This window comes from Solibacillus sp. FSL R5-0691, assembly GCF_037974225.1.
Taxonomy (GTDB): Bacteria; Bacillota; Bacilli; order Bacillales_A; family Planococcaceae; genus Solibacillus.
Window position 1 is genome coordinate 3,190,532 of the sequence record NZ_CP150231.1, and the last position, 9,469, is coordinate 3,200,000.

Genomic DNA, 9,469 nt, shown 5'->3' on the forward strand with positions numbered 1-9,469 from the left:
CGTATTCCTCCTGATTAATGATTAGTTAGTTAAGTCCTAAACGTTCGAAAATCAAATCAACATTCTGAATATGGTAGTTGTAGTCAAAGCAGTCCGCAATTTCTTCCGGTGATAAATACGCTGTGATTTTTTCACTAGCTTCCACAAGCGGACGGAATTGTGTTTGCTCATCCCAAGCACGCGCTGTTAATGGCTGAACCGTATCGTACGCTTCCTCGCGTGATAATCCTTTGTCGATTAACGCAAGTAAAATACGCTGTGAATAGATCAGGCCAAATGTACGCTCCATATTGCGTTTCATATTGTCAGGGAATACAGTTAAGTTTTTCAAAATATTACCGAAACGATTTAACATATAATTTAATGTAATTGTGGCATCCGGAATAATAACGCGTTCAGCTGAAGAATGTGAAATATCACGTTCATGCCATAAAGCTACATTTTCATAAGCTGTCAGCATATAGCCGCGCATTAATCGTGCCATACCTGTCATATTTTCAGAGCCGATCGGGTTTCGCTTATGCGGCATAGCTGATGAACCTTTTTGCCCTTTCGCAAATCCTTCTTCCACTTCACGTGTTTCGGATTTTTGCAGTCCACGGATTTCAGTCGCAAACTTTTCAATTGATGTAGCAATCAAAGCCAGTGTAGAGAAATACTGGGCATGACGGTCACGCTGCAATGTCTGTGTAGAGATCGGAGCTGCTGCCAATCCAAGATGTTCACATACATAGCTCTCAACACGTGGGTTGATATTCGCATATGTTCCTACTGCCCCGCTCATTTTACCTGTTTCGATTACTTTTGCAGCTTCTTCAAAACGTACTAAGTTACGACGCATCTCTTCAAGCCATAAAGCAAGTTTTAAACCAAATGTTGTCGGTTCTGCATGTACACCGTGCGTACGACCCATCATGACTGTAAATTTATGCTCTTTCGCTTTTTCAGTAAGGATATCGATGAATTGATGTAGATCCTTACGTAAAATTTCATTCGCCTGTTTAATTAAGTATGAAAGTGCTGTGTCTACAACATCCGTTGAAGTTAAGCCGTAATGCACCCATTTCTTTTCTTCACCAAGTGCAGGTGTTTCCGAAACAGCTCGTGTAAAAGCTACGACATCATGACGCGTTTCCTTCTCAATTTCATAAATACGATCGATATCAAATGATGCATTTGCACGTAATTTTGCTACATCTTCTTTTGGAATTTCACCGATTTCAGCCCAAGCTTCACAAGCTAAAATCTCTACTTCAAGCCATGCTTTAAATTTGTTTTCTTCAGTCCAAATTGCACCCATTTCTGGACGTGTATAGCGTTCTATCATAAAATTTCTCCTTTTACTCCGGCCAAATACCTGAGTCTGTAATTTGTTGTATTGTTGTATTGATATCATCTGTCATGATTGTAACATGACCCATTTTCCGATTAACTTTCGCTTCCGATTTCCCGTACAAATGTACAGACCAGTCAGGGAACTTTGATATAGAATTTGTTAATGGAACGACATGCTGACCAAGTACATTTACCATAATCGATGGCGCCCACAGTTTTGGTTTACGCAGCGGCCATCCGCATACTGCACGAATATGCTGTGTAAACTGTGAAATATTGCAGGCCTCAATCGAATAATGGCCTGAGTTATGCGGACGTGGTGCACATTCGTTAATTACGATACTGCCATCTTCCAGGACAAACATTTCAACTGCCAATGTACCAATCAGTTGTAGTGAATCCGCAATTTTTAAAGCAGCTTCTTCAGCTAATTGTACTGTAGACCTTTCGATACGGGCCGGCACAATCGTTTCATGTAAAATGTGGTTTATATGAATGTTCTCTCCAACAGGCAAGCAGTATGTTTCACCATCTCCATTGCGTTGAACGATGACTGAAATCTCTTTCGTAAACGGTACAAAACCTTCTGCAATGCATTGTGAATGTGCAAATAACTCTTTTGCTAAAGGTAAGTCCTCAGCAGATTTCAATAACTGCTGACCTTTCCCGTCATAACCGCCCCGAGCTGTTTTTACGATACAGGGGAAGCCGATTTCTCCGATTTTTTCTTGAAGCTCGTCATATGTAGAAGCGACAATATACGGCGCAACCGGACAGCCTGCATCAACGATCATTTGCTTTTCTGTAACGCGATTTTGTGTAATGCGCACAAGTTCTGCACCTTGAGGAACATATGCCATTTGTGTTAATCGCTTTAAGCCATCGTAATCGATGTTTTCAAACTCATATGTTATGACATCACTAACTTCCGCAAGCTCTTCCAATGCTGCTTCGTCATCATAGGCTGCGACGATTCGTATGTCTGCCACTTGTCCACAAGGAGAATCCATCGTTGGCTCCAGTACTGCGATTTTATAGCCGGCTTCCTTTGCCGCAACAGCCATCATACGACCTAGCTGACCGCCGCCGATAATACCGATTGTTTGTCCAGGGTAAATCATTTTCTTCACGTCAAGTCACCTGTGCTTTCCAAAACTTGCGCTTTCGTCGCTTCACGTCGTGCCTCAAGCTTTGCAGCAAGTTCCTGATCAAACGCTCCTAAAATTTGCGCTGCAAGGAGACCAGCATTTGTTGCTCCAGCCTTGCCGATTGCTACAGTTGCTACAGGTACGCCACCTGGCATCTGCACAATCGATAGTAGTGAATCAAGTCCGTTCAATGCTCGTGACTGTACAGGTACGCCGATTACAGGTAATGTCGTTTTTGCTGCTACCATACCTGGTAAATGAGCCGCTCCACCAGCCCCTGCAATAATTACTTGAATACCGCGTCCACGTGCCGCTTCCGCATATTCAAACATTAAATCTGGTGTGCGATGTGCTGAAACGACTTTCTTTTCATAAGGTACCTGCAGCTCGTCCAAAATGTCACAAGCATGCTTCATCGTTTCCCAATCGCTAGAACTTCCCATAATAACGCCAATTTTCGGATTCATGAATTTCGCTCCTTTAAACATCTTCTCCACTTGTTAAAAATCAATGTAAAAATCCTCAAATAAACTGCTCTCTACGCTCTACGCATGAGAAAGCAATCTACTTGAGGATTGAGCATTAAAAGTATATGTAGATAATTGCATTGTGATCCACACCCTTTATTCATCACACCTGAAGTTGCTTTCCCACATAGTCCGGTATTTACGGTGCCGGGTAGAGACACTAGAGCCATATTCTCTAGCATATATGAGGGATTAAATGTTTTTCCTGTACACATTTTAACAAGGGTTACGTATAAAATCAACGCAAAAATGCGAACAATATTTTTAAAGTAAAAGATATTGTTCGTCTTTTAAACAAATCATCCGTTAATCTTCTATTAATAAACCTTTAAATTGTATCTTTTGACGTAAGTAAACAGGCTCGCCATTTACCTCTTCAAATACCGGTTCCTCTCTTCGTCCAAAGGGCATATAGCCATCTTTCTTCATTCTTTCAAGGCATTGCTCGATTGTTTCATTTTCTTCTACTTCATACCACACTTGCTTTTTCCCCAAAAATGTCATCCTTCCACATGTAAAATATCGCTCTAACTATACCACGATATTTTTAGTACTTTCTAATAGAAAAGCTTTATTTTGTGAACGATTTGTCACAACTGGAAAATAAAACAGAGCAATCAAAGTTTTACTATGATTGCTCCTGCACTTTTATTTTATATACTCCATTTGTTCTGTTAACTCCAGTATTTCCTCAAATGTCAAATCAAGATTTTCAATAATTATATTATAGCGCAAACCTTCTTCATCCCATTGAAGTAATTTGAAAGTCTCCAAATCAATTTTAGATCCTTTTTGCCCACGTACTTCAATGATTTCTTCATCTTCACCGATGGATTCCATTGGCTTGAAGATTGAAAGCGAAAATTGCTGCTCACCGTTTTTGGAATATGTTAAAGCGATTTCTCCGGTTTCTGCCATCCCCATATCTTCAATACCTTCCAATGTGTAACCAAGTGATTCGGGGAAGATTAAAAATGTGCCCAGCTTCTCGACAGCTTCTTCCTCTGTTAGTTGTTCGATTGGCTGATAAGACTCATATTTCACATCAGCATCTTCCGGTATATCCAGCGTAAATTTGGAATCATCAATTTTACTGTTTGGTTCAAATTTTGTGAATTCAGAAGTTAATTTCATATCACCATTTGCCGAAATCGTCTTTAATGTCATCCATGTTTTTTTATCTACCCATACTTCCATATCTCCAATAAGCGTATTTTTCTTTTTCGCTTTTGCGATTAAATGGTATGTTTCGTGACCGGCGATCTTTTCTTCTTCACCAATCGTAATGTCATGGGAATTTTTTATTTGTTCCAATGTACGTAATGCCTGCTCTTTTAACGTTGGTCGTACTGAATTTTCAACGTCCGGTCCAAGTTCAAAAATAATCGCTTCATTTGTTGTTTTTGAATAGGAAGATACTGTTTTACCGTCATTTACTGCAATCGATTCCTCTCCTGTGGAGTCAACCATTTCTACACGAGTCTTTCCGTTTTTCTCCCATTGCTTTGAAAGAATTTCCGTACCGTCATCCATTATCATTTTATATTCTCCATAATAGGAATCCAGCTCAGACGTCTCCTGCATTGCCTGATTCAATATTTCCTGGGGTGAATAACTTTCCTCATTGCTGCATGCCGCCAAAGATAGCGTTAAAACTACTGCTGCTGAATAAATCCACTTTTTCATTTTACCCATTCCTCTCTTCTTCAATTGATGGTAGCCATATGACAATCGCTAGTTGATTTTGCTGCGCTATAGCTGTAATCGTTCCATCATGTTTAGCCATTATTTGCTTTGCAATACTTAAACCGAGACCAGCCCCCCGTTCGCCAATATGGCTCCGGGAATCATCAATTTGATACAGGGGATCAAACATTTCTTTACATTGCTGTTCCGATAATGTTGCGCCGCTGTTTTTTACAACAATATAAATGCCCTTTTCTGTAAAGCTTTCTGCTAATTTCCCAAAACTCCACGAAGGAATATTCGGTGATTCAAATGCCGATATACCAATTGTTCCTCCAGGATTTGTATACGTCCAGGCATTTGCGACAACATTGTCGACAACACGCATCAGTTGCTTCGGATTTACAAAATAACTTCCTTCTACATTGACTGTTGTTTTCGCTTCGAACCCTTTTTCCCTGCTGATCTGTTCATAATCACTAAGCAGCATTTCAAAAAACTCTTCACCATCGACCTTTACTAGTTCCAATTCATAGGTCGGGGACTGCAATAATGTCAACATCATTAAGTCATCAAGCAACTGCTTCATATAGTCGGCTTTGGACTGAATGACCTGCAAATACTCGTGCTGTTCCTTTTCGGAATGGCTCCCGTGCCGTAAACTTTCTGCGTATGCTTGAATTGATGTAAGAGGCGTTTTCAAGTCATGTGACAGACTCGCAATCATAAATTCCTTTTGCTGCTGTTCCACTGCAAGATTTTTTCGGGTCGCAGTTATTTCCTGTTGCATAAGTTGAAAGCTCTCGGTTAATTTCCCGATTTCATCCTTTGTTACTGGCAGCGGATTTGTTTCTTCATCCTTGGCAAAAGCATGCATTTGTTCCATTAGGCGTTTTGCCGGCTTATTGAGGCGTCTGTTCAGCAAATAGACAACCGCCGCGTATAGGAGCAGCATTACTATGATTAAACTAATAATGACAAATAGTGATTTTGTATTTACTTGTTCCAGCCATTCAGAACGAACGAGCGTAATTTTATATATACCTTTTATTTTCCCGTCTTCATAAACAGGTTCTTTATAAATAAATGTCTTATAGTTTTGTTCAAACTCATACAGATTTTTATAAACGTAACTTTTCGACTCAAAGCTGCTGAAAGGATTAATTAAATTTGAAGAATAATAGATCTTCCCATTTGGACTATATAATGTAATCATCAACTGATCGGAAGTCAGCTTCTCGATTCCTTTATAATTCGCATTCATATTGTAAAGCGATGGATGATCCAACTGGTCTTTTAAATCCGTCACAACTGCCCACTTTTCTAAATATTCATCAACGTTTTTATCTTGGTAGTACGCGTTAATCGTTACATAAAGACCATACAATGCAAGCAACGGCAATATCATGACAAGCAAATACGTCAGTAGAAGCCATGATTTAATCTTCATATTTGTTCACCTATAAATCGGTAGCCCTTTCCCCATACAGTCTGTATATAGTTAGGTGATTTGACAGGATCGTTCAGCTTCTCGCGCAATGCTTTAATGTGCACAGTAACCGTATGTGTCTGGTCCAGCTCCACTTGATGCCATACATGGGTATACAACGCTTCCTTTGTAAATAGCTCGAATGGATTTTTTGCCAATACTTTCAGTAACGCAAACTCTTTTTGCGTCAAATTAACTTCAGCTTCTTCAATATAAACACGTTCTTTTAGCCAATCGATTTTTAATCCTTGTGCATATGAAATTGTTTCTTCTGTTGCAAAAACTTTATTATATCGCTGCCATCGCCTTAATTGAGACCGAACACGCGCTTTTAATTCTTCTAAAGAAAACGGCTTTGCCAAATAATCATCGGCATCTTGTAACCCTGTAACTTTATCCGTTTCATTGCTTTTTGCACTGATCATTATGATTGGGACATCGCTTTGCATTCGAATATGTTCAATCATAGATAACCCATCCATTTCAGGCATCATCCAATCAACAAGTATTAAATCATAGTTTCCGGAAGAAAAATCCTCCAGCCCTTCAATTCCTGTCGTTGCCCATGTTACGGCATAGCCTTCCTTTATTAACGTGTCTTTAATAATGCGCGCAATTTCGCGGTCATCTTCCACTAAAAGAATTTGTTGTGCCATCAAGTACGCCTCCTACGATCACTATAGCAAGTAATTTCTTCGATCATTGTAACTTTATAAATCCTTTATATTTAATCTTACTTTGTACCGCCTGTTAAAAGATAGCCAAAGTTCCCTTTGTCCGTAAAGGCGGCCATTATGAAATGGATATTTATGTTAATCTTAACGTATTACAATAAAAGAGGTGTCATAAAAAAATGGAAGTCTTTTTTGAAAAGATGGACTGTGAGAAGGCCACTGCAATTCTCGGTTGGACATATGAGGAGCCTTACAATTTTTACAATAATGAACAGACAGCGGAAGCTTTAGAGGAATTAATGGAAGGTTCCTACTACACAGTTAATAAAAATAATGAGGTAATTGGGTTTTTCTGTACTGGGGAAAGCGCTCGAGTACCTAGCGGAAATAAATTTAATGTTTATAAGGAGGATTTTATTGATATGGGGGTTGGAATGCATCCAAATCTGGTCGGTCAAGGAAAGGGGTATGAGTTTTGTAGGTGTGTTATAAAATTCATTGAGGATAATTCTCCAAGTAAACCACTGAGACTGACCGTAGCAATGTTTAATGAAAGAGCCATTCGCCTTTATAAAAAGCTTGGTTTTGTTAAAGAAAATGAATTTAGCAATGATGTTACAAAATTCATGACGATGGTTAGAAAATAATCGGCCTATATATATCTAGTTAGAACAACAAAAAAACCACTGATTCCTCAGTGGTTTTGCGTGTGCGAAGCGACGTCCTACTCTCACAGGGGGAAGCCCCCAACTACCATCGGCGCTAAAGAGCTTAACTTCCGTGTTCGGTATGGGAACGGGTGTGACCTCTTTGCCATCATCACTTCACTATTACGGCTTTCAATCCACGGCGCTATCCTTCGTCAACTTCCTTCGTTCTTTCAGTCACGTACTTGAGTACGCTCCTTCAATCACTCAGTCGTTTCCTCGACTAGCTTGTGTTTTGAAATCCTTAAAAAGAATTTTCATTCTTTCAAAACTGGATAAACGTTTCATTGAGTTGTGCAATAAAATGTGGTTAAGTCCTCGACCGATTAGTATTCGTCAGCTGCATGCGTCACCGCACTTCCACCTCGAACCTATCTACCTGATCGTCTTTCAGGGGTCTTACTTACTTGCGTAATGGGAAATCTCATCTTGAGGGGGGCTTCATGCTTAGATGCTTTCAGCACTTATCCCGTCCATACATAGCTACCCAGCGATGCCTTTGGCAAGACAACTGGTACACCAGCGGTATGTCCATCCCGGTCCTCTCGTACTAAGGACAGCTCCTCTCAAATTTCCTACGCCCACGACGGATAGGGACCGAACTGTCTCACGACGTTCTGAACCCAGCTCGCGTACCGCTTTAATGGGCGAACAGCCCAACCCTTGGGACCGACTACAGCCCCAGGATGCGATGAGCCGACATCGAGGTGCCAAACCTCCCCGTCGATGTGGACTCTTGGGGGAGATAAGCCTGTTATCCCCGGGGTAGCTTTTATCCGTTGAGCGATGGCCCTTCCATGCGGAACCACCGGATCACTAAGCCCGTCTTTCGACCCTGCTCGACTTGTAGGTCTCGCAGTCAAGCTCCCTTATGCCTTTACACTCTACGAATGATTTCCAACCATTCTGAGGGAACCTTTGGGCGCCTCCGTTACTCTTTAGGAGGCGACCGCCCCAGTCAAACTGTCCGCCTGACACTGTCTCCTACCCCGCTAAGGGGCATGGGTTAGAAGTTCAATACAACCAGGGTAGTATCCCACCGACGCCTCCTTCGAAGCTGGCGCTCCGAGATCTCTGGCTCCTACCTATCCTGTACAAGTTGTACCAAAATTCAATATCAGGCTACAGTAAAGCTCCACGGGGTCTTTCCGTCCTGTCGCGGGTAACCTGCATCTTCACAGGTACTATAATTTCACCGAGTCTCTCGTTGAGACAGTGCCCAGATCGTTACGCCTTTCGTGCGGGTCGGAACTTACCCGACAAGGAATTTCGCTACCTTAGGACCGTTATAGTTACGGCCGCCGTTTACTGGGGCTTCAATTCACAGCTTCGCTTGCGCTAACCGCTCCTCTTAACCTTCCAGCACCGGGCAGGCGTCAGCCCCTATACGTCACCTTACGGTTTTGCAGAGACCTGTGTTTTTGCTAAACAGTCGCCTGGGCCTATTCACTGCGGCTTCTCTAGGCTATGCACCCAAAGAAGCACCCCTTCTCCCGAAGTTACGGGGTCATTTTGCCGAGTTCCTTAACGAGAGTTCTCTCGCACACCTTAGGATTCTCTCCTCGACTACCTGTGTCGGTTTGCGGTACGGGCACCTCTCACCTCGATAGAGGCTTTTCTTGGCAGTGTGAAATCAGGAACTTCGCTCATACGAGCTCGTCATCACAGCTCAACGTTAAAGTATGCGGATTTGCCTACATACACGCCTTACTGCTTGAACACGCGCAACCAACGGCGTGCTTACCCTATCCTACTGCGTCCCCCCATTTCTCAAACGGTGAGGAGGTGGTACAGGAATATCAACCTGTTGTCCATCGCCTACGCCTATCGGCCTCGGCTTAGGTCCCGACTAACCCTGAGCGGACGAGCCTTCCTCAGGAAACCTTAGTCATACGGTGCATGG

The 9,469-nt window shown here is 41.9% G+C and carries 8 protein-coding genes, 2 rRNA genes and 1 riboswitch (1 of these 11 only partly in view); of the genes, 1 reads left to right on the forward strand and 9 read right to left on the reverse strand.

Annotated features, from left to right (window positions below):
- Nucleotides 1–25 precede the first annotated feature (25 nt).
- From purB to MKY51_RS16105, 7 genes are all read right to left on the reverse strand, one after another.
- Nucleotides 26–1,327, reverse strand: coding sequence for an adenylosuccinate lyase (purB, locus tag MKY51_RS16075; protein ID WP_339173906.1), 1,302 nt, complete (start codon nucleotides 1,325–1,327; stop codon nucleotides 26–28).
- 13 nt (nucleotides 1,328–1,340) lie between these two features.
- On the reverse strand, nucleotides 1,341–2,465 hold the full coding sequence (gene purK / locus MKY51_RS16080) for a 5-(carboxyamino)imidazole ribonucleotide synthase (RefSeq protein WP_339173909.1): 1,125 nt from the start codon (nucleotides 2,463–2,465) through the stop codon (nucleotides 1,341–1,343).
- A complete protein-coding gene (gene purE / locus MKY51_RS16085; RefSeq protein WP_339173912.1) occupies nucleotides 2,462–2,950 on the reverse strand; it encodes a 5-(carboxyamino)imidazole ribonucleotide mutase in 489 nt (162 codons plus the stop codon). Before purE ends, purK begins: the two co-directional genes overlap by 4 nt.
- A gap of 168 nt (nucleotides 2,951–3,118) precedes the next feature.
- Nucleotides 3,119–3,218, reverse strand: a riboswitch (purine riboswitch).
- A 98-nt stretch (nucleotides 3,219–3,316) separates the two neighbouring features.
- Entirely contained in the window at nucleotides 3,317–3,505 is a 189-nt protein-coding gene (locus tag MKY51_RS16090; RefSeq protein ID WP_339173914.1) for an NETI motif-containing protein, read from the reverse strand.
- Nucleotides 3,506–3,658: 153 nt separating this feature from the next.
- Complete coding sequence (locus MKY51_RS16095; RefSeq protein ID WP_339173915.1) at nucleotides 3,659–4,696, reverse strand: outer membrane lipoprotein carrier protein LolA; 1,038 nt, start codon at nucleotides 4,694–4,696, stop codon at nucleotides 3,659–3,661.
- A gap of 1 nt (nucleotide 4,697) precedes the next feature.
- Nucleotides 4,698–6,146 carry a HAMP domain-containing sensor histidine kinase gene (locus MKY51_RS16100; protein WP_339173917.1) on the reverse strand — a complete coding sequence of 483 codons (1,449 nt, stop codon included), beginning with the start codon at nucleotides 6,144–6,146 and terminating at the stop codon, nucleotides 4,698–4,700.
- Complete coding sequence (locus MKY51_RS16105; RefSeq protein WP_339173919.1) at nucleotides 6,143–6,841, reverse strand: response regulator transcription factor; 699 nt, start codon at nucleotides 6,839–6,841, stop codon at nucleotides 6,143–6,145. The genes MKY51_RS16100 and MKY51_RS16105 overlap by 4 nt, the downstream gene beginning before the upstream one ends.
- Nucleotides 6,842–7,038: 197 nt before the next feature.
- Between MKY51_RS16105 and MKY51_RS16110 the strand changes: the two genes are divergently transcribed.
- Complete coding sequence (locus tag MKY51_RS16110; protein WP_339173922.1) at nucleotides 7,039–7,506, forward strand: GNAT family protein; 468 nt, start codon at nucleotides 7,039–7,041, stop codon at nucleotides 7,504–7,506.
- A gap of 64 nt (nucleotides 7,507–7,570) precedes the next feature.
- On the opposite strand, the gene rrf is transcribed toward MKY51_RS16110, so the two are convergent.
- Nucleotides 7,571–7,686 (reverse strand): 5S ribosomal RNA (rrf, locus tag MKY51_RS16115).
- Between the two features lie 186 nt (nucleotides 7,687–7,872).
- Nucleotides 7,873–9,469 (reverse strand): 23S ribosomal RNA (locus MKY51_RS16120) (it continues 1,332 nt past the right edge of the window).